Raw genomic sequence first — 20288 nt, forward strand, 5'->3', positions numbered from 1 at the left:
GATCCGCCAGTCCGTCAGTGCGCCAACCCCCGTTCGAAGGACCTCCGATGAGCAGCCCGCCGTACGCCCCGGCAGCCCGCGCCTCCCTCGACGGGCTGGTGATGGGCGATGCCTTCGGCGACAGCTGGTTCACGCTCTCCGGTGAGGACGTCGAGGAACAGTGGGCGGCGCGCCGGCTCCGGCCCACCCCGTGGCAGTGGACGGACGACTCCGCCATGGCGTTCGTGCTCTTCGCCCACCTGGCTGCCTGCGGGGAGGTCCGGCCCGATGCTCTGGCGCGGGAGTTCGCCGCCGAGTACGCGCGGGATTCGGGGCGCAAGTACGGGGCTTCCATGCACGAGGTGCTGGGGCGGATCGGCGCGGGCGAAAGCCGGCGCCGTGTCACCGCCGAGCAGTTCGGCGGGCAGGGTTCCTACGGCAACGGCGCCGCGATGCGGGTCGCGCCGCTCGGTGCCTGGTTCCGTGGCGACCCGAAGGCGGCCGCTGCGCAGGCCCGGCTGTCCGCGCTGGCCACGCACGCCCATCCCGAGGCGGTCGCGGGCGCCGTCGCCGTGGCGGTGGCCGCCGCGCTGGCAGCGGCAGGCGCGGGCCACGACGCCCCGGTCCGCGCGGAGTTCCTGCGGGAGGTCGCCGCCTACGTACCGGGCAGCGAGGTCGGCTCGGGGCTGCGGGAAGCCGCGGGTCTCCCCGCGGAGACCCCGGTGGGCCGGGCCGCGTCCGTACTGGGCTCGGGGTGGCGGATCTCGGCCCCCGACACCGTGCCGTTCGCCCTGTGGTCCGCCTCGGGGCACCCGGACGACCTGCCGGAGGCCTTGTGGCAGACCGTCGGCGGCTGGGGCGATCGCGACACCACGTGCGCGATCGCGGGCGGGGTCGTCGCGGCACGGACCGGCACCGGCGGCGTTCCGGCGGACTGGCTCGCGGCGCGCGAGGCGATTCCCTCGTGGAGCGGGTGGACGCCCGAGCAGCAGGCTCCCCAGGGCCTTTCCGGGTAGATCATGCGGTTATTAGGCTGCCGCGATGGAACATGATCGGGAACGGGAACGGGAAGCGGATCGGGACAAGGAACGGGCCAATCACTACGACGGCTTCGCCGAGGCGTACGCGGCGGAGAACGAGAACAGCCTCGTGAACGCCCACTACGAGCGGCCCGCGATGCTGGCCCTCGCCGGAGACGTGGCCGGCCGCCGGATCCTGGACGCGGGGTGCGGCTCGGGCCCGCTCACCGCTGCGCTGCGGGACCGGGGTGCGGTCGTCACAGGTGTCGACTCCAGCGCCGGCATGCTGACGCTGGCCAGGCGGCGGCTGGGTGAGGACGCGGCCCTGCACGAGGCCGACCTGCGCGGCCCCCTGCCCTTCCCCGACGGCGCCTTCGACGACGTGGTCGCCTCGCTGGTGCTGCACTACCTGGAGGACTGGGGGCCGACGCTGGCCGAGGTGCGGCGCGTCCTCAGACCGGGCGGCCGGCTGATCGCGTCGGTGGACCACCCCTTCGTGGCCTACACGTTCCAGAATCCGCGGCCCGACTACTTCGCGGCCGGCAGCTACACCTTCGACTGGACCTTCGGCGGACGGTCCGTCCCGATGAGGTTCTGGCGCAAGCCCCTGCACGCGATGACCGAGGCCTTCGCCACCGCCGGGTTCCGGCTGTCCGTCATCAGCGAGCCGCAGCCCGACCCCGCGGCCCGTGAACTGTTCCCCGAGGGCTTCCTCGACCTTTCGAGCAAGCCCTGCTTCCTGTTCTTCGTCGTCGAGGCACCGGCACGACACCCATGACGTCCGTGATCCGTGACGTCCGCGATCCGTGAGGTCCGCGGCGGATATCGCGGGCGTATCGAAAAACGCATACGCCCTCGCAACGTCCCACCGTCTCCCCTGGGAACATGAACCACAACGCCTCCACCTCACCACCGCCCCGCCGCACGCTCAGGGTCGTACTCCTCGGCTTGGCGGCCCTCGGCTTCGCCGGCCTCCTGTACGTCGTGCGGGGGCCCCTCATGATGTCCGCTCCGAGGTGCATGGCCGGGCAATGGCACGGGTGCCTCGACACCTTCAACGGCGTGGTGCTCATGACCCTCGTCACCGTGCCGTTGTCCCTGCTGGTGGTGTGGGCACTGGCCCGCCGTCGGCGTGCCGCCGGAATCGGCGGCACATCGGCGTGGCGGCTGTCGCTGGCCGAGGTGGGCATGGTGCACGGGACGGTGCCGTGGGTGTGGATGACCATGATGCCGGGCTCCGGGGCCGGGATCGTCCCCGGCCGGTACAGCCTGGTGCCGATACGGGACCTGCTCACCATGGGGCCGCTCGGGATCGGCGGGAACCTGCTGGTCTTCGCCGCGCTGGGGTTCTTCGCCCCGATGCGGTGGGCGGCACTGGCCTCCGTGCCGCGGGTCCTGGCCCTCGGGGCGGGCTGCTCGGTCCTGGTCGAGACGGCGCAGTACGTCCTGCAGCTGGACCGGGTCTCGTCCGTCGACGACGTCCTGGTCAACGCCACCGGCGCCGCCCTGGCCGCGTTCGCGTCGCGCCGCTGGTGGCGCACCACGGCACCGGAGCCGTCGGACCTGCCCCGCCCCTCGCCGGAACCGGAACCGGAACCCGCGGCGGCCCCGACTCCGACGCCGACGGGCTGATCCCCGTACCCGGTGCGCGCCGCGCATACGACGGCGATATGTCCCGGTGCTTAGGCTTCGGACATGCGCGTACTGATCGTCGAGGACGAGCCCTACCTGGCCGAGGCCGTCCGTGACGGTCTGCGGCTGGAGGCAATCGCCGCCGACATCGCCGGCGACGGCGACACCGCCCTGGAACTGCTCGGCGTCAACTCCTACGACCTCGCGATCCTCGACCGCGACATCCCCGGACCCTCCGGCGACGAGGTCGCCCGCCGCATCGTCGCCTCCGGCAGCGGCATCCCGATCCTCATGCTCACCGCCGCCGACCGGATCGACGACAAGGCGTCCGGGTTCGGGCTCGGCGCCGACGACTACCTCACCAAGCCGTTCGAACTGCGTGAGCTCGTCCTGCGGCTGCGGGCGCTCGACCGCCGGCGTGCGTACGCCCGGCCCCCGGTCCGCCGGATCGCGGGCCTGCGGCTGGACCCCTTCCGCCGGGAGGTCTTCCGCGACGGACGCCTCGTCGCGCTCACCCGCAAGCAGTTCGCCGTGCTGGAGGTCCTCGTCGCCGCCGAGGGCGGGGTCGTCAGCGCCGAAGAACTGCTGGAGCGGGCCTGGGACGAGAACGCCGACCCCTTCACCAACGCCGTGCGCATCACCGTCTCGGCGCTGCGCAAACGGCTCGGCGAACCGTGGATCATCGCCACGGTGCCCGGCGTCGGCTACCGCATCGACAGCCGGCCGGAGACCACGCCCGAGGGGGCCGACCGTGGATAGGCGGCGAGCGCCCGGTTTGAGCGTTCGTGCCAAACTCACCTTCAGCTACGCCGGATTCCTCATGGTCGCCGGCGTCCTGCTGCTCGCGGCGGTCTGGCTCTTCCTCCTGCGGTACGTCCCCGATCGGGCGCTCGTCGTCTCCGCGGACACGCCCACCCCCGGCGTCTTCCCCATCCGGTCCAACCTCCTGCGCGTCTTCGCGCCGAGGGCGGCCGCCGTACTCGCGCTCCTGCTGGTGATCGGCCTCGTGGGAGGGTGGATCCTGGCCGGCCGGATGCTCGCGCCCCTGACCCGGATCACCGATGCGGCGCGGACGGCCGGGAACCGGTCGCTGTCCCACCGGATCCGCATGCGGGGCCGCCGGGACGAATTCCGCGAACTCGCCGACGCGTTCGACTCGATGCTCGAACAACTGGAGTCCCACGTCGCCGAACAGCAGAGGTTCGCCGCGAACGCCTCCCACGAGCTGCGCACCCCGCTGGCCATCTCCCGGACGCTCCTCGACGTCGCCCGCAAGGACCCGACCCGGGACCGGGGCGAACTCATCGAACGCCTGTACTCCGTCAACAGCCGGGCGATCGACCTCACCGAGGCCCTCCTGCTCCTCAGCCACGGCGACCGCGCGGACTTCGCCCGCGAGAGCGTCGACCTCTCGCTCCTCGCCGAGGAAGCCGCCGAAACCCTGCTCCCCCTCGCCGAGCAGCGCCGGACCACCCTCGACGTCACCGGCGGGACGGCCCGCACCGACGGCTCCGCCGAGCTCCTGCTGCGGATGGTGACGAACCTCGTCCAGAACGCCGTCGTCCACAACCTCCCCACCGGCGGGACCGTGACGGTCCACACCGGGGAGCAGGGCGACACGAGCGTGCTGCGGGTCGAGAACACGGGCCCCCTGCTCCCGCCGGACATGGTTCCGACGCTCACCGAACCCTTCCGCCGCGCGACCGACCGCGTACGCACGGACGAGCACGCCGGGGTGGGCCTCGGACTGGCCATCGTGCACAGCATCGTCCGGGCCCACGCCGGGACCCTCGACCTCGTCCCGCGCCCGTCCGGCGGCCTCCTCGTCACGGTCCGGCTCCCCCGGCCGACCTAGGCCGTCTAACCCAGGCGGAGGAGTTTCGTGCCGAGGGTCGGTGCGGAGAGGTCCGTCTGGAGGGCCACGGGAACCGTCGGGGCGCCCGGTCCGGTACCGATGGTCAGGACCCCGATCTCAGTGCCGGCCGGCGCCTTCTCGGGGAGTCCCTTCTCGCCTACGGCCAGCGTCAGCTCGAGCCGCTGCCCCGGCACGGCCACGGCGGCCGTGTCACGGGTGGCGACCACCGGGGTCCGGGTACCGAGCCCGTCGTCCACGTAGCCGACGACCTGGCCCTTCTTGACCGCGCCGGCCGAGGTCAGCGCCTCGCGGACCGCCTCGATGACCTTCTTGCTGTTCTGCTTGACCAGTTTCAGGCTGTTGGCGCCGTCGGGGTCGGCGCCGGTGACGTGCTGGTCGAGCATCGTGCCGAGGATCAGCGGGGTCTTGTCGCCGACCGTCTTGTACGCCGCCCACATCAGCGCGCCGCCGGCCGCCGAACTGGATCCGGTTTTGATGCCCTTGATGCTGAGTCCGGCGATGAGCAGGTCGTCGTTGTTGTTGATCAGCGGATCCTGCAGGCCCGGGACGGTGGCGTTGGGAAGCTGCACGATAGCCCGGAAGGCGTCGAACTTCATGACCTCCTCGGCCAGTTTCAGCTGATCGACGGCGGTGCTCACGGTCTTGGCGTCGAGCCCGCTCGGGTCGGTGTACGTGGTGGAGGTCATGCCGAGCGCCTTGGCCTCGGCGTTCATCTTCTCCACGAAGGCGGCCTCGGAGTCGCTTCCGGTGTCCCAACGGGCCAGCAGGCGGGCGATGTTGTTGCCCGACGGGATCATCAGCATCTTGAGCATGTTCTGCTGGGAGAAGCGGGTGCCGGCCGTCAGTCCCTGGACGCGCGATTCGCTCGCCGAGGTGCCGTCCGCGACGGCCTTGGCGTCCACCTCGATCTGCGGGCCGCCCTCGTCCTTCTTCAGCGGGTGGTTCTTGAGGATCACGTAGGCCGTCATGACCTTGGCGACGCTGGCCGTCGGCACGGGCTTCTGCTCCCCGAACGTCCCCACGTCGCCCGCGCCGCCGATCCGTACGGCGGCCTGGCCCTTCTCCGGCCAGGGCACGTCGAAGCGGCCGTCGAGGGCGACGGAGGACGCGGCGCCCTCGTTGGTGAGGACCGCGTCGGGCAGCGGCCGCAGCGCCTGTACGACGGCCAGTACGGCCACCAGCAGGAGCAGCAGCGGCACCCAGATCCGCACCCGCCGGGCCACGGTCCGGCTCGTGGTCTCGGGCGGCGGCGGAGTGTTGGTGAGCTGCGCGAGCAGATCGAGCGCGGGCAACGGCTGCTCGGTGGTCCCCTCGGGGACGGCTGCCTCCACGGGGGCGGAACCTGCAGCCCCTCCCGTGCCGGGGGCGGTTGCCGGAGTCGCCTCCCTGACCGGGGCGGTTGCCGGAGTCGGGACCGGCCCCACAGCCGGCGCTGTCGGCGCCGGAACCGGTCGTGCGGGTGCCGGGGCGGGCACCGACCGCCGCGCCCATGACGGCACGGGCGCCGACGCCGAGGGCTCCTCGTCGAGCGGCTTGAGGGCGATGAACTGGCTCGTCCTCTCGGAGTCCGACTCCGGACGGGTGCCGGGACCGCCATCGGGACGGGCTGCCGACGTCGAGACGACCTCCGGCTCAGCCACGGACTTGTGCTCGGGCTTGCGCTCGGGCTCGGACTTGGGCTCGGCCCCGGACTTGGGCTCGACCCCGGGCTGGGGCTGGGGCTCGGACTTGGGCTCGGACGCAGACGCGGACTTGGACCCGAACACGGACTCGGGCTTGGGCTTGGACCCCGGTTCGGGCTCGGCCTCGGGCCCGGGCGCAGACGTCGGCTCGGACGCAGACGTGTACTTGGACCCGAACGCCGACTCGGACTCGGGCCCGGGCGCCGGCTCGGAATCAGGCCCGGACTTGGGCCCGGGCGCAGACGCCGGCTCCGACGCAGATGCGGACTCGGACGCAGGCTCGGGAGCAGCCCCGGATGCGACCTCGGGCGCAGCCGCGGGCTCGGGCGCTGGTGCAGCTGCCGGGACGGACGTAGTCGCGGCGGCCGGCCTCGGGGCCGGCACCGTGCGCGAGTCCGGGACCGGAGCGGGCTCCGGCTCCCGATCCGGGCCGAGTGCGGGGCGCTGGGCGGGAGTCGGTGTCTGCGCGTCGTGCGGTCCGGGTGTCCTTCCCGGATGCTCGTCCTTCGTCGCGCCGGGCGTCTCGCCCTCCACCGGTACCGCCGTCATGCCGTACACCGCCTTGCTCGTGCCGTTCTGGATCACCCACAAGTCTCCGTGCCGCATATGCGCAGGTGATGCGCGCTGCATGACCAATTGGTCACAATCCGTCCGGCCGCACCCCGGCCGAACCCTGGCCGGAACCCGTCATCAAACGATCATCAAACGATCACGACCCCATCATGAGCGCCCCGAAGGATCGGCCTTCCCCCCACGCACCGCACCACCCAGGAACCGGACACTGCTCATGCACCCCACCGACCCCGGCCACCCGGCGCCGTCGAGGCGGCGCATGCTCGTCGGCGGCGGCGCCCTGTTCGTCACCGCGACGGCCGCTTCCCTGCTGGCCGCCCGGCCGGGCGGTTCCGCAGCGAGCGACGACGACCGCGGCCGGGGGGCGGTACCGTCCGGGGCCTCCCCCACCGCCTCGCGCGCCTCCGGATGGATGCCCGGGGTGACGAGGATCCCCCTGGAGCGCAACTTCGTCCGTGGCGACCGCGATGCGCAGCGCGGGCTCGTGCTCCATGTCCAGGAGGGCGAGGGGTCGTTGTACGAGCAGTTCAACACCCCGGGGATCAAGACCTCCTCGCACTTCTGGGTTTCCCGGGACGGGGAGACGGAGCAGTACGTGTCCGTCCTGGACCGGGCCTGGGCCCAGGTGGAGGGCAACGGGTCGTGGGCCTCGGTGGAGACCTCCGGTTTCGCCACCCGGTCGCTCACCGAGGCACAGGTGGAGGCCGTCGCCCGGATCTACGCCTGGGGCTTGGGCGTGCACGGCTGGCCGGCGGCCGTCAGCGAGCACCCGGACCGGCCGGGGCTGGGCATCCACGCCATGGGCGGCGCCGCGTGGGGCGGCCACGCGTGTCCCGGCACCCTGCGGTCCGCCCAGCGCGCCGAGATCATCCGCCGGGTGCGCGAGCGGCTGCCCGGCGGTCAGTGAGCCGGGCACGTGCCGAACGGGAGCGCATGCCCCCGCCGGTTCACTGACATGAGGTGTCAGTGAACCGGCCCTAGGGTCCGGGCCATGAACCTCATCGTCGAACTCCGCCAGTACACCCTCCACCCGGGCGCCCGGGACACCCTGATCGACCTCTTCGAGCGGGAGTTCGTCACCGGGCAGGAGGCGGCCGGCATCCGCGTGGGCGGCCGGTTCCGGGACCTCGACGACCCGGACCGCTTCGTCTGGCTGCGCGCCTTCCCCGACATGGCGGCACGGGCGCGGGCGCTGCACGCCTTCTACGGCGGCCCCGTCTGGCAGGCCCATCGCGAGCGGGCCAACGCGACCATGACCGACTCCGACGACGTGCTCCTGCTGCGCGGACCGGGCTTCCCCGCCCCGGCCGCCGCGGGGCCCGTGGTCGCGACCGTCTGCCATCCCCTGGACCTCACGGCCTTCGCCGGCCATGTCGAGCAGCACCTGCGCCCCGCCCTGGCCGCCGCCGGGACCCCCGCGCAGGCGGTGCACGTCTCCGAGCACGCGGAGAACACCTTCCCCGCACTGCCGGTCCGGACCGGTGAGGACGTCCTCGTCTGGTTCACGGCGGGGCGGTCACCGCGCCTGCCGGACCTCTCGTCCCATCTGAAGTCGGCTCCGCAGCAGCTCCGGCTGGAGCCCGTCCGGGGGTTGCAGCCCCGGCCCTGAGCCCTGTCGCCGCGTCAGGGCTGGGGGTGCAGGGCCAGCAGGGCCGAGCGGTGGGAGACCCAGCCCATGAGGTGGAGCCGTTCCTCGTCGAGGACCGGGAGCCCGTCGCCCTCGCTCGCGGAGAGCAGCGGCAGCGCCTCCTGGAGGGACTGGCCGGCGAGCAGGGCCGGCGGGTGGTCCCGTAGGGCCTCGACGGGGGTGTGCTCGGAAAGGCCTTCGTGCAGCGCCCGGGAGAGGGCGGACGCGCGGACGGTGCCCGCGTAGTGGCCGTGCCGGTCGACCAGCGGGAGGCGGCCGGCGTCCGCCTCGATCATCGCCGTGATCGCCTCGCGCAGGCCGGTGTCGGGTGCGAGCGCGGGCGGCGGTGGCCCCATGGCGGCCCGGACCTCGATCGCCGCCGGGCCGGTCAGGTCCAGGTCGACCCCGCGGCGGCGGAGTTTGGCCGTGTAGACGGTGTCCCGGCTGAGCGCGTGGCTGACTCCGGTGGCGACGGCGACCGCGACCATCAGCGGCAGGATGATGCCGTACTCGCCGGTCAGTTCGTAGATGATGACGACGGCGGTGATCGGTGCGCGGGCCGATCCGGCGAAGACCGCGCCCATCCCGATGACGGAGTAGGTCATGGCCTGGCCGGTCACCCCGGGGGCGATGCCGTCCATCGTCTGCCCGAAGGCGCTGCCGAGCATGGCGCCGACGAAGAGGCTGGGCGCGAACACGCCGCCCGAACCGCCGATCCCGATGGTGACGCTGCACGCGACGATCTTGCCGACGAGCAGGACCAGCAGGAATCCGATCGCGTACCCGCCCACCGCGGCCTTGCCGAGGACCGGGTAGCCGACCCCGTACATCTCGGGCAGCGCCAGCAGGATCGCGCCGAGCACGAGGCCGCCGACCGCCGGGCGGAGCCATTCCGGCCGGCCGTTCCAGACGGAGTCGCAGAGGTCCTCCACCCCGTAGAGCACCTTGGTGAAGAGCACCCCGACGGCGCCGGCCACCGCGCCGAGCAGGACGTACAGGGCGTACGCGGCCAACTGGCCGGCGCTCACCGGCGCCAGGTCCAGGAACCGTTCGTCGCCGAGGGCCGCGCGGCCGATCACGCTGGCCGTGACCGCGGAGACGGCGACCAGGCCGAAGGCGCGGGCCGTGAAGTCGCGCAGGATCAGTTCCATCGCGAAGAAGACGCCGGCCAGGGGCGCGTTGAAGGTGGCGGCGATGCCGCCGGCCGAGCCGCAGGCGACCAGCAGCCGCATCCGTTCCTCGCGGACGCGCAGGAGGGATCCGGCGGTGGAGCCGAGGGCGGCCCCGATCTGGACGATGGGCCCTTCGCGGCCCACGGAACCGCCGCCGCCGATGCACAGCGCGGACGCGAGCGATTTCACCACCGCGACCCGGGGCGGGATCCGGCCGCCCTGGCGGGCGACCGCGTACATCACCTCGGGGACACCGTGGCCGCGCGCCTCCTTGGCGTAGCGGTAGACGAGCGGTCCGTAGAGCGCGCCCGCGACCACGGGCGCGAGCAGGACGAAGTACGGGCCGAGCCAGGGCACATACGGGTTGTCGGCGTGGCCGGCGGAGGAGTAGTCCTCGTGGCCGGACAGGGCCCGGGTGAACACCTCGATGAGCCAGCGGAAGGCCACCGCTCCCAGTCCCGCCCCGGCGCCCACGAGCACCGCGGGCAGCAGCATCGCGGCCTGGGTGCGGTTCAGCGCGTCCCGTGCCGCATCCGCCGAGAACGGACCCATCTCCACTCCTCAGGAACCGATCCGCTGCCGATCGCGCGCCCGGCCCCTGACCACGATCCCCGAAGCCCCCATCCAACGGGCCGCATCGCGCCGGGCCCCGGAGGCGGGCCGCAGGTACACCCGCCCGGCGTAGGGGGCGTCGCGGGTCCCTCCCGGGGAGCGGTGCCGCCGGCCGGCCGACCGTGCTGGTCACCGGCCCCGATGCGGTCCAGCACGTGCCGGCCCTCCATCCGCAGCGCTGCGACGAACGCTCGCACCGCGCCCGGCTGCTGGTCGGGGCGGTCGTGATCAGGATCACCGTCGGAGGGCCCGTCCGCGCATTGATCGATCGCCGGCGGGGGCGGCGACGGAAGGTGTGGGCGGCGGGGCTTTTCGATCATCGATTGGCAGGAGGGGAGGGCCTGCGGCCGTGGACCGGTACCCGGGCCGGGACCGGCTGCCGGCCGCCTCGGGACCAAAGTCCCTGGCCGCCCGCCCGGCCCGAGCCCACCCTTTTCAAGGCGTCCCGCGCCGGCGGACGGGCCGGCCGCGGGGCAGGGCCGGGCACGAGCGGTGTGCCGGCCCCGGAGCCGGGTGCCGGATCGTCCCCCGCGGTCCGGCATCCGGCGGCCAGTGCCCTACGGCCTGCGGGTCCCGCGGCTCCGCCACAGCGCGCCGGCCAGGACTCCCGCGATGAGCAGCAGGCCCGCGCCGGCGCCCCCCAGGCCTGCGCGGAGTCCTTCGGGGACGTACGAGCACGCCAGCCGGTCGGCGCCGCCGGATCCCAGGGGGACGCCGAGCAGGCCCTGGTACGAGACCGGGGCGCGGGCCGGGCCGCCGTCGACCGAGCAGCTCCAGCCGGGCGAAGCCGTGGTGGCGAGCACCGCGGTGCCGGCCGAGCCCTTGGGGAGGCGGGCCTCGATGGTGTGTCCGCCGGCCGTGACTCCCGTGGCCGCGCCCGCCTTCAGCCCGGCCACGGCCGCGTCGAAGGCGGCCTGGTCCAGGCAGCCGAGCGCGTCGGACGGCAGGACCTGGCCGTCCTTCGGGGTGCGTACGGAGAAGGTGAAGCGGCCGTCGGCCGCGGCCGTGCCCAGTTCCCGGACCGGGGCGCTGACCGCGGGCGGCCTGCCGGAGAAGCCGGCGAGCCGGCCGCTGTCGTCGGCGCGGACGAGCGCGTTCAGGTCGGGTGCGTGGAGGAAGGCGCGGGCCCCCGGGGCGCACCGCCCCGTGAACGCGGTCCAGGTCTCCGGTCCCCAGCCTTCGGCCCTGGTCAGGGCGAAGCCGGGTCCGGCCGCCGGGGCCGGGGCCGGTGCGGCGGGCCCGGCGGCGCGGGCGAGGGCGGGGACGGTGTAGACCCTGGCTCCGAGGGCGGCCTGGCGCCGGGCCCAGACGGAGCCCACGGGAGCCCCGTAGGCCTGGTCGCTGTGCGGTGCCCGGAGGGTGACCAGGGGCGGGGCGGGCAGGCTGCGGACGGTGACTCCGTCCTCGCCGACCGGTTCGAGGACGGTGCCGATGCCGAGCAGGGCCCGCAGCACGGGGTCTTCGGCGGGCCACAGGTGACGGCCGCCCATGGCCTGGCCCAGGCCGAGGCCCCGTAGCCCGCGCGCGGTCTCCACGCTCACGTAGCTGCTGTAGTAGGCGCCGCCCTGGCCGCCGACCAGGAGCGCGTCGTTGTTCGTGACGAAGACGCCGGGTCCGGCGTCGGCCCGGGTGGCGGGCCAGTTCCTGTGCGCTTCGAGGGCCTGGCGTGCGCCCTTGCCCAGCTCGGTCATGGTCTGGGCGCGTACGGGGCCGCGCCGACGGGGGTCGTCGGCTACGGAGTTGCCGTACACGGAGTACACGGTGCCGGCGAAGACCGAGGCGGCCAGCAGCAGCATGACCCCGATGCGGGCGCGGCGGCGCAGTCCGCGCGCGTAGAACAGCAGCAGGGCCGTGGTGACGGAGCCGCCGATGAGGACGCCGGTGAGGGCTTGGGCGTTGACCGGCGGGAGGTCGTGGGTGGCTGCGACGAGCAGGGCCAGCAGGCTCGCACCGCCGAGCAGGGCCCGGGGCCGGGGCATGTGTGCGAGACAGATCCAGGCGGCCATCGCCAGCATGCCGCTGAGGACGAAGGACTCGCGGAAGGGGGCGCCGTGCGGGAGGGCGCCGCCCTGCCAGAGCTTGGCGGTGGGGGCGAGGACGAAGGAGACCCCGGTCGCCAGCAGGAGCGAGATCCAGGCGAGGCGTTCACGTCCGCGCACCTTCGACTGGAAGGGCAGCGTCAGGACGAGGAGGAGGACGAGCACCCCCGCGTAGACGTTCGGCGCGGGGCGGACCGGGTGGGTGCCGGGTATGAGCATCGAGAGGAAGGTCAGGGGGTCGGTCTTCACGCTGACCACGTACAGCTCGGTGGGCTGGGCCCGCTGGTTGGCGAAGGCGCACACCAGGATGGCGGGGGCCGCGAGGAGCAGTCCGGTGCCGGTCATGGTGACGGCCCGCCACAGGGCCCGGCCGCGGGTGCGCATGTCGGTGTCGGCGAGCAGGAGCCGTACGAGGAAGACGAGCGCGGTGGCGGTCGTGGCCATGGCGGCGGTGTAGAAGTTGGCGAACCAGCACAGGGCGACGAAGAGGCTGCCGAGGACCCAGCGGCGGCCGGTCAGACACCAGTCGGCGGCGATCCCGAGCAGGGGTATCGCGACCAGGCCCCAGGTCCACATCGGGACGACGGTGCCCTCGGCGACTCCCCAGCCGCAGACGGCGTACCCGACGGAGAGCAGCGCGCGCAGCCAGGGAGAGCCGGGGCGCAGGCGGCCCAGGTACACGGTCATCAGGGCGGCGGCGAGGCCCATGCTGCACAGGCTGACGAGGTAGACGGAGAGTTCCGCGTGCTGGCGGGGCAGAAGGCCGCTCAGCAGGGAGAAGGGATTGGAGAGGTAGGTGAAGAAGTCACCGAGGAATCCGACGCCGTAGCCGCTCTGCCAGTTGAAGAGCAGGTCGCCCTGGGCACCGCCGTGCTGGAGGTCCCAGAGGTGGGCGTGGAACGGCACGTATTGGTGGCGCAGGTCGTTGTCGGCGCGCGGGACGGGTCCGAAAGGGTAGACCCCGCGCGTGGCGAGACCGGCGCTGTAAGCCGCCATGGATATGAGCGCGGCCGTGAGAGCAGAAAGGAATGCGAGATTCCGATTCACCCCGCCGACCTGGGACGCAACCTTCCTGGGGCCTCCCCTGGAGAGGCGTTTTCCGGCAGGCGGGAGCGAAGTGGCGGTCATGTGTGGCAAACCCTCGTGCGTGACTAATCGGCCACGGAGGGGCCGCCTATTCCCGCAACCCTATGTACACCGCAGAAGAATTCATGCACCCGGCGCACGAATATGATCGCAATCACGGGAAGGTCCGGTCCAAGCAGCATAAAAAATGGACAATCGACCACTTTTTGGTCGACCGCCCTCGGGGAGCCGCCGGCCGGGGTGCCGGAACCACCGGATCCCGTAGGCTCGTCGGATGGCAAAGTACTTCGACGTACACCCCGAAAACCCCCAGCCCCGCGCCATCGGCAGCATCGCCGACGGCATCCGCGCCGGAGGACTCGTCGCCTACCCGACGGACTCCGGCTACGCGCTGGGCGCCCAGCTGGGCAACCGCGAGGGTGTGGACCGGATCCGGTCCATCCGGCAGCTCGACGACCGCCACCACTTCACCCTGGTGTGCGAGAACTTCGCGCAGCTCGGCCAGTTCGTCGTCATCGACAACGACGTCTTCCGTGCGATCAAGGCGTCCACCCCCGGCAGCTACACCTTCATCCTTCCGGCGACGAAGGAAGTGCCGCGCCAGCTCCAGCACCCGAAGAAGAAGACGGTGGGCGTGCGCATCCCCGACCACGTCGTGGTCCAGGCCCTGCTCGCCGAGCTCGGCGAGCCGCTGCTGTCGAGCACGCTGCTGCTGCCCGACGAGGCGGAGCCGATGACGCAGGGCTGGGAGATCAAGGACCGGCTCGACCACGTCGTGGACATGGTGGTCGACTGCGGCGAGTGCGGGACGCTGCCGACGACGGTCATCGACTTCTCCAGCGGCGAGGCCGAGATCGTCCGGCGGGGCGCCGGGGACACCTCCCGCTTCGAGTAGCGCGATCCCGCCGAGCGGGGCGGCGGGAGGGCCGGTCCTTCCCGCCGCCCGGACGGCGTGTCAGGTGCGCGGGAGCACGACGGGCTTGAGTCCGTAGTCGAGCTCGGAGCCGTCCACGAGGAGGGCTTCCACCGTTCGGGTGGCCGGGTCGATGTCCGCCACCATCCCGTCACCCGAGTAGCGGGGGTAGCCGGAGGCGCCGTTCTGGCCGGTCGGTGCCACGACGGCCGAGCGGACGGCGTCGTCGGCCGACCCCTCCACCACGTGCTCGGGCACCAGCAGGATCTCGTAGGTACGCGGGGTGTGCGGTTCGGTGCTCATCCCCCGACGCTAACCGGCTCCCGCGGATCATGCCGTCCGGCGCCGCCGTCGATGAGCCCCTGGAGTCCGGGCGCGTACAGGTCCGCCAGTCGCCCGGCAGGGGTACGGGTACCCGCGCCATCGGGCCGGTGCAGACTCAGCGTTGCCCCCAGACCCAGCAGCTGGCCCGCGATCAGCTCGGCGCGCAGCTCCCGGTCGGCGCCGGCGAGGAGGGCGGCCAGCCGGGCGGTGACCTGTTCGCGGAAGCGTTCCCGCAGCAGGGTGCGCTCGTCGTCGATGCCGAGGGAGAAGACCACCCGCAGCAGCGGGTCCCCGCGGAGCTCGTCGCGCAACCGGACCGTGGTCAGCACGAGATGGCGGCCCAGGACGGCCGGCTCCGCCGCGAACAGGGCGTCGGCGGCCGGCTGGAAGTCGGCGACCGTGTTGAACAGCCCCTCCTTGCTGCCGAACCTCTTCACGATCAGCGACGGGCTGACGCCGGCGTCGGCCGCGATGCCGCGCAGCGTGACTTCGGCGTAGGGGCGCAGGGTGAAGGCCCTGCGGGCGGCGCGCACGATGGCGGCGCGGCCCGACTCCTCGGCGGTGCTCATAGGCCCTCCCGGACCGCGGGCGCGGACTTCGTCCCCCCGACCGTACCGGCCTGCGCGGACGCGGCAGGCCTGCCCGGCGGCAGGCAGAGGGCCGCAGCCAGCGCGGCGAGCGCGGCGCCGGCCGCGATCAGGAAGACCAGCAGGTACGCGTGCAGGGTGGGGACGCTGCGCCCGTCCGCCAGGAACGTGACCCGGGCGAGCACGGCCGCGACGACGGCGCTGCAGCAGGCCTGGCCGACGGAGCGCATCAGGGTGTTGAGGCCGTTCGCGGCGCCCGTCTCGGTCACGGGGACGGCCCGCATGACGAGCGCGGGCAGCGCCGAGTAGGCGAGGGCGGTACCGCAGGCGACCACCGTGGCGCCGGCCACGATCAGCCAGAGGGCGTGGCTGGTGAAGAACCGGACGAGGTAGCCGAGGGTCATGACCGCCGCTCCGAGGGCCAGCGCGGCCCGGGGGCCGTGGGCGGCGGAGAGCCGCGCCGATACCGGGGACAGCGCGACCATGGCCAGGCCGCCGGGCAGCAGGCACAGGCCGCTCACCACGAGGGAGGCGCCGAGCCCGTACCCGGTGCTCACCGGCTCCTGCACCAGCTGGGCGGTGACCAGGGAGTTCGCGTAGAAGGCGAAACCGACGAGCAGGGCCGCGAGGTTGGTGAGCAGGACGGCGGGGCGCGCCGAGACGCGGAGGTCGACCATCGGGGAGGCGGTGCGCAGCTCGTGGCGCCCCCAGAGCGCTCCGACGGCCAGGGAGGCGGCGAACAGCGCGAGCGTGGGCGGGGCGGTCCAGCCCCAGTCCGCGCCCTGGGTGATCGCGAGGAGCAGGGCGACGAGCGTGGTGGCGAGCCCGAGGGTGCCCGGTACGTCGAACCGGCCCGCGGTGCGCGTCGGGGACTCGGGGACGGTCCACAGGACGAGGAGGACGTCCAGCAGGCCGAGGGCGGCCGAGGCCCAGAACATGGTGTGCCAGTCGAAGTTCTCGACGACGAGGGCCGCGGCCGGGAGGCCGATCGCGGCGCCGATCCCGAGGGTGGAGCTCATGAGGGCGATGGACGGCAGGACGCGTTCCGGCGGGAGTTCGTCGCGGATGATGCTGATGCCGAGCGGGATGACGGCGAGCGCGGTGCCCTGGAGGGCGCGGCCCGTGATCAGGACGGCGATGTCGGAGGTGACCGCGCACAGCACGGACCCGGCGGTGAGGACGCCGAGCGAGCCGAGGAGCACGCGGCGTTTGCCGTACATGTCGCCGACCCGGCCGAGTACGGGGGTGCAGACGGCGCCGGTGAGCAGGGTGACGGTGACGAGCCAGCCCGCGGCGGCGCGGCTGCTGCCCGTGAGGTCCGGGACGTGCGGCAGCAGGGGGACGACCAGGGTCTGCATGACGGCCACGACCGCCCCGCAGAACGCGAGGACGGCGACCATCGCGCGGGGGCGGGGGCGGAGGAGGGGGTGCGTCTTGGTGGACATACGGCTCCCGAACACTGGCCCGACGGAAGGGGTGCACACGCGTTCACCCCCAGGGTAAACGCGTGTGCACCCCCCTGTCCGCCCCGTGGGGCCACCGAGTTCGGGCCGGCCCGCCGAGCGGCCTGGGCCGTCTCTTTCGGATCTTGCCGGCCGGGTCCGCTATGTGCGGCGGGCGCCGTCCTGGGGCCCGGCCGCCTCGGCCCCGGGTGCCGAGGGGTGGCGCAGCAGACCGCGTGCCCACCGTTCGTTGAGGCCCGCGAGGAAGCCGATCGCCCCCCAGAAGAACCAGGTCTTGACCAGGGCCCCGTGCCCGTCGGCGGAGAGGGGGCCGGGCCCGCACAGTTCCGCCGGGGAGCCCGGCGGGGTGAGCAGGGTCAGGATCCCGCCGGCGACGAGGAGGTAGAGGGCGGTGGCCAGGAACCATCCCACCACCACCCGGTACCAGCCTTCTTGGCGCAGCGCGCGGGACAGCTGGACCGGATCCACGGCCGGGCCGGCCCCGCCGGGAGCTCCTGGACCGCCGCCGGCTGCCAGGCCGTCGCGGATCAGCTGCCGGGGATCGCGCAGCCGGACGATCACGCTGAAGACCGCGCCCATCGCACCACCGGCGAAGCAGACCAGCGCCCCTGCCAGGGCCAGCCGCTCCTGGCAGCCGAGGCCCGCTCCGAAGAGCCCGGGCACCCACTCCCCGAGTGCGAAGACCACGAGCAGGATCACCGGACTGATCACGATCCCGCAGGTCAAGCCGGTGTTCAGGCCGCGCGCGCCAGCCGTGGCCGCATCGGCCTCCAGCCGCGCCCCGGCCAGTGCGACGGCCGCCTCCAGCCGGGCCACGTCCGCCCCCTGGGCCACGGCGCGCAGGGCGCGGAGCAGCTCCTCGGTGACCGCGACCCGCGTCCGGCGTTCGAAGGCCCGCTGCGCGGCCGTGTGCAGGCCGTCGAGACGGAGCATCAGCTCCGGTTCGGCGCACCACAGTTCCCGCAGCCGTTCCGGATCGATGCCGGGCACCTCTTCGAGTGCCCGTATTTCCCCGTCGGCCGCGCCGTCGAACCACTCGCGCACATCGCGCAGCATCGGCTTCCCCTCTTCGCACAGCAGTCGCATCCGCCTTCGCCGCGCGAGGATATCCGTCGGCCGGGCGGAGCGCCGCCGTCAGTCCGCGGGCCGGTCCGCGGGCCGCTCCTCGTGCCCGGTCCGGCCCGGCGGCTCGGCGCTGCCGACGGCACGGAAGAGGGCGTGGAGCAGGACCGCGGCGAGCGTGCCCGCCACCACCCCGCTGCCGAGGACGGTCCGGGCCCAGGTGGGGAACCCCTGGTAGAGGTCGGGGGCCACCACCGGCAGCAGTCCGGCGGTGAGGGCCAGCGCGATCACGGTGGAGCCCCCGCCGGCGCCGGGCGCGGTCCGCCCGAGCATGTCGACGCCCATCACCGCGATGATCCCGTAGATCACCAGGGCGGATCCGCCCACGACGGGTGCGGGGACCGCGGCGATCAGCCGGGACACGGGTGCCAGCAGGCCGACGGCGACGAGCAGCACTCCCGCGCCGGCGGTCACGAAGCGGCTGCGGACCCCGGTGAGCCGTCCGATGCCGATGTTCTCGGCGCTCGTGACCATCAGCGAGGTGCCGAACAGTCCGCCGAACACCGAGACCAGCGCGTCGGCCCGGGCCACGCGGGGCACGTCGCGTCCGGGGTCGCCCGCGCGGCCGACGGTCTCGCTGTTCAGGACGGTCTGCCCGGTGATCTCCGCGAGGGTGGTCAGGCTGAAGACGAGGAGGGGCAGCGCGGCGAGCACGTCGAAGTGCGGTGCGCCGTACGGCAGGAGGTGCGGGAGGGTCAGTCCCCCGCCGGCTCCGCCCACGGGCGCGAGGTGGCCGAGGCCCGTCGTGAGCGCGATGAGGGTGCCCGCACCCATGCCGAGGAGCACGGCGGTCTGCCGCCAGATCCCGCGCAGCACCAGCAGGAACAGCACGGTGCAGCCGATGGTGGCGGCGGCCAGCACGGCGGCCGAGGGCGCGGCGTACCCGGGACTCCCGGGGCGGCCGGTGACCAGCTGGGCGGCGACCCGGATCATCGCGATCCCGATGAGCAGCACGGTGGTGCCCATGACCAGGGGCGGGAAGAGCCGGACGACCTTCGCGTAGAAGGGCAGTACGGCGAAGAGCAGCGCCGCGGCGAGGAGCACCGAGCCGGTCGCGGTCGCGGGGCCGTGGTCCTTGGCTATCTGCAGGAAGAGCGCGGTGGCCGCCCCGCCGGGGAGCATGACGAACGGCAGCCGGGCCCCGAACCGCCACACCCCGAGGGACTGGAGCAGGGTGCCGGCGCCGCAGAGCACGAGGGTGGCGCTGAGCAGGGAGGCGGTGTGCGCGGCGCCGAGGCCGAGGGCCTGGCCGGTCAGGAACGTGGTGGAGACGGGCGCGGCCACCATGGCCAGGACGTGCTGCGCGGACAGCGGGGCCAGCCGGCTCAGCGGCAGCCGCTCGTCCACCGGGCTCACCGGGGCCGCGGTCTTCGCTTCCTTCGCCGTCTTCGCCGTCTTCGCGGAGGCGGTGCTCATCGGGCGGCCTCTCTGTTCAGCCAGGGCAGCTCTTCCGCGGTGTACCGGTAGGCGCGGAAGACCGCGTCGGGTTCGGACGGGAACAGGCCGCGGACCTCGGACTCCCGGTAGGCGCCGAAGTGGGGGACGACGTACTCCCAGCAGAGGTAGCCCTCGGGGGTCACCTCGAAGAGGCGGCCGGACGGGGAGTCGGTGACGAGGGTGTTGCCGCCGGCGAGGCGCTGGGCGCTGCCCATGAACGGGGCGAAGAAGGCCTCGCGGGCTGGGTCGTGGTACTCCCAGACGACCTTGCCCGAGGCGCGCTCGACCTCGATGACCCGGGAGTAGGGGACGTCCGATCCGGGACGGAAGACGCCGTTGTCGAACACCAGCACCCTGCCGTCGGCGAGTTCGGTGGGCGCGTGCTGCTGCGAGACGACTCCGGGCTCCGTGCGCCAGAGGATCTCGCCGGTCTCCCGGCTGATGACGACGACGGCGGAGACGCTGCGGAGGCTGGCGAGGACGTTCCCGTCGGCCAGCGGTACGACGCTGTTGATGAGCGGCCAGTGTTCGCGGGCATAGTCGGGGTGCAGGGCGTACTCGGCCCGGTCGAGGTGTTCGGCCGCGCTCCACGACCAGCGTACGGAGCCGTCGGCGTCGACCTCGGTGATGGTGTCGGCCCACACCGTGCCGTCGGCCGCCTCCGAACCGGGCACTCCCCCGAGCACGCCCTCCGCGTCGGCGCCCCGCAGCGGTTCGAGCGCGGTGTAGAGCACGCGGCCGCCGCCGAGGTGGTGGGCGTCGTGGTGCTGGAGCGGATCGCGGTGCTCGTGCAGGACGGTGCCGTCCGGGGTGGCTTCGAGCATCACGCCGCCGCGGTACTTGTGCCACATCGGGAAGAGCGCCTCCTCGCCGGGGAGGACGCCGCTGTAGGCGAGGTTGCCGTTGTCGAGGATCCGGGCGTGCCGGCCGGGGCGGTAGGGCAGCCGCCACTCGTGGACCACCTGGCCGTGGATGTCGATCAGGTACACCTCGCCGGTGCCGGTGAGCGGGGCGAAGAGGGTGTACCCGCCTTCCGAGGCGGCGGGGTCGAGGGCGATGAGACCGGTGCCGCGGCGGCGGCGGAAGTTCTGGTCGACCGGGGGCATGCGGGTGTCCTCCTGGAGGGGTGGGGCGGGTGGGGGCGC

Annotated in this window: 17 protein-coding genes; 8 read left to right on the forward strand and 9 right to left on the reverse strand. The window is 73.4% G+C overall.

Annotated elements, in window-relative coordinates; translation table 11 throughout:
• Positions 1-47 precede the first annotated feature (47 nt).
• From ACZ60J_RS07545 to ACZ60J_RS07565, 5 genes are all read left to right on the forward strand, one after another.
• Positions 48-995 carry an ADP-ribosylglycohydrolase family protein gene (locus ACZ60J_RS07545; protein ID WP_469679512.1) on the forward strand — a complete coding sequence of 316 codons (948 nt, stop codon included), beginning with the start codon at positions 48-50 and terminating at the stop codon, positions 993-995.
• Positions 996-1020: 25 nt separating this feature from the next.
• On the forward strand, positions 1021-1776 hold the full coding sequence (locus tag ACZ60J_RS07550; protein ID WP_469679513.1) for a class I SAM-dependent DNA methyltransferase: 756 nt from the start codon (positions 1021-1023) through the stop codon (positions 1774-1776).
• A gap of 107 nt (positions 1777-1883) precedes the next feature.
• Complete coding sequence (locus ACZ60J_RS07555; protein ID WP_469679514.1) at positions 1884-2630, forward strand: VanZ family protein; 747 nt, start codon at positions 1884-1886, stop codon at positions 2628-2630.
• A 63-nt stretch (positions 2631-2693) separates the two neighbouring features.
• A complete protein-coding gene (locus ACZ60J_RS07560) occupies positions 2694-3389 on the forward strand; it encodes a response regulator transcription factor (protein ID WP_469679515.1) in 696 nt (231 codons plus the stop codon).
• A gap of 16 nt (positions 3390-3405) precedes the next feature.
• Positions 3406-4485: a sensor histidine kinase gene (locus ACZ60J_RS07565; RefSeq protein ID WP_469679516.1), complete on the forward strand. Its 1080-nt coding sequence runs from the start codon at positions 3406-3408 to the stop codon at positions 4483-4485.
• Positions 4486-4490: 5 nt separating this feature from the next.
• Here the strand turns inward: ACZ60J_RS07565 and ACZ60J_RS07570 are convergent, their stop codons facing one another.
• The gene (locus ACZ60J_RS07570; RefSeq protein ID WP_469679517.1) at positions 4491-5837 is read right to left on the reverse strand and encodes a D-alanyl-D-alanine carboxypeptidase family protein; all 1347 of its coding nucleotides are present in this window, start codon (positions 5835-5837) and stop codon (positions 4491-4493) included.
• Between the two features lie 1138 nt (positions 5838-6975).
• On the opposite strand from ACZ60J_RS07570, the gene ACZ60J_RS07575 reads away from it, so the two are divergent.
• Together ACZ60J_RS07575 and ACZ60J_RS07580 are read left to right on the forward strand one after the other, a co-directional pair.
• A complete protein-coding gene (locus tag ACZ60J_RS07575; RefSeq protein ID WP_469679518.1) occupies positions 6976-7668 on the forward strand; it encodes a peptidoglycan recognition protein family protein in 693 nt (230 codons plus the stop codon).
• 84 nt (positions 7669-7752) lie between these two features.
• Entirely contained in the window at positions 7753-8370 is a 618-nt protein-coding gene (locus ACZ60J_RS07580) for an NIPSNAP family protein (RefSeq protein ID WP_469679519.1), read from the forward strand.
• 14 nt (positions 8371-8384) lie between these two features.
• Here the strand turns inward: ACZ60J_RS07580 and ACZ60J_RS07585 are convergent, their stop codons facing one another.
• Both ACZ60J_RS07585 and ACZ60J_RS07590 read right to left on the reverse strand, forming a co-directional pair.
• Entirely contained in the window at positions 8385-10112 is a 1728-nt protein-coding gene (locus tag ACZ60J_RS07585; protein ID WP_469679520.1) for a chloride channel protein, read from the reverse strand.
• 617 nt (positions 10113-10729) lie between these two features.
• Positions 10730-13207, reverse strand: a complete 2478-nt coding sequence (locus tag ACZ60J_RS07590) for a YfhO family protein (protein WP_469679521.1) — start codon at positions 13205-13207, stop codon at positions 10730-10732.
• Between the two features lie 364 nt (positions 13208-13571).
• On the opposite strand from ACZ60J_RS07590, the gene ACZ60J_RS07595 reads away from it, so the two are divergent.
• Positions 13572-14192: an L-threonylcarbamoyladenylate synthase gene (locus tag ACZ60J_RS07595; RefSeq protein WP_469679522.1), complete on the forward strand. Its 621-nt coding sequence runs from the start codon at positions 13572-13574 to the stop codon at positions 14190-14192.
• Positions 14193-14252: 60 nt separating this feature from the next.
• Here ACZ60J_RS07595 and ACZ60J_RS07600 read toward each other — a convergent pair whose 3' ends face one another.
• From ACZ60J_RS07600 to ACZ60J_RS07625, 6 genes are all read right to left on the reverse strand, one after another.
• The gene (locus tag ACZ60J_RS07600) at positions 14253-14513 is read right to left on the reverse strand and encodes a hypothetical protein (RefSeq protein WP_469679523.1); all 261 of its coding nucleotides are present in this window, start codon (positions 14511-14513) and stop codon (positions 14253-14255) included.
• Positions 14510-15103 (reverse strand): TetR/AcrR family transcriptional regulator, encoded by a 594-nt coding sequence (locus ACZ60J_RS07605; RefSeq protein WP_469679524.1) that lies wholly within the window; start codon positions 15101-15103, stop codon positions 14510-14512. Before ACZ60J_RS07605 ends, ACZ60J_RS07600 begins: the two co-directional genes overlap by 4 nt.
• Positions 15100-16566, reverse strand: a complete 1467-nt coding sequence (locus ACZ60J_RS07610; protein ID WP_469679526.1) for an MFS transporter — start codon at positions 16564-16566, stop codon at positions 15100-15102. Before ACZ60J_RS07610 ends, ACZ60J_RS07605 begins: the two co-directional genes overlap by 4 nt.
• Before the next feature lie 159 nt (positions 16567-16725).
• Positions 16726-17640: a hypothetical protein gene (locus ACZ60J_RS07615; RefSeq protein WP_469679528.1), complete on the reverse strand. Its 915-nt coding sequence runs from the start codon at positions 17638-17640 to the stop codon at positions 16726-16728.
• Between the two features lie 78 nt (positions 17641-17718).
• On the reverse strand, positions 17719-19122 hold the full coding sequence (locus tag ACZ60J_RS07620) for a uracil-xanthine permease family protein (protein ID WP_469679530.1): 1404 nt from the start codon (positions 19120-19122) through the stop codon (positions 17719-17721).
• Entirely contained in the window at positions 19119-20249 is a 1131-nt protein-coding gene (locus ACZ60J_RS07625) for an aryl-sulfate sulfotransferase (protein ID WP_469679532.1), read from the reverse strand. The genes ACZ60J_RS07620 and ACZ60J_RS07625 overlap by 4 nt, the downstream gene beginning before the upstream one ends.
• Between the last annotated feature and the right edge of the window lie 39 nt (positions 20250-20288).

It is taken from the genome of Streptomyces sp. NPDC104226, assembly GCF_055584085.1.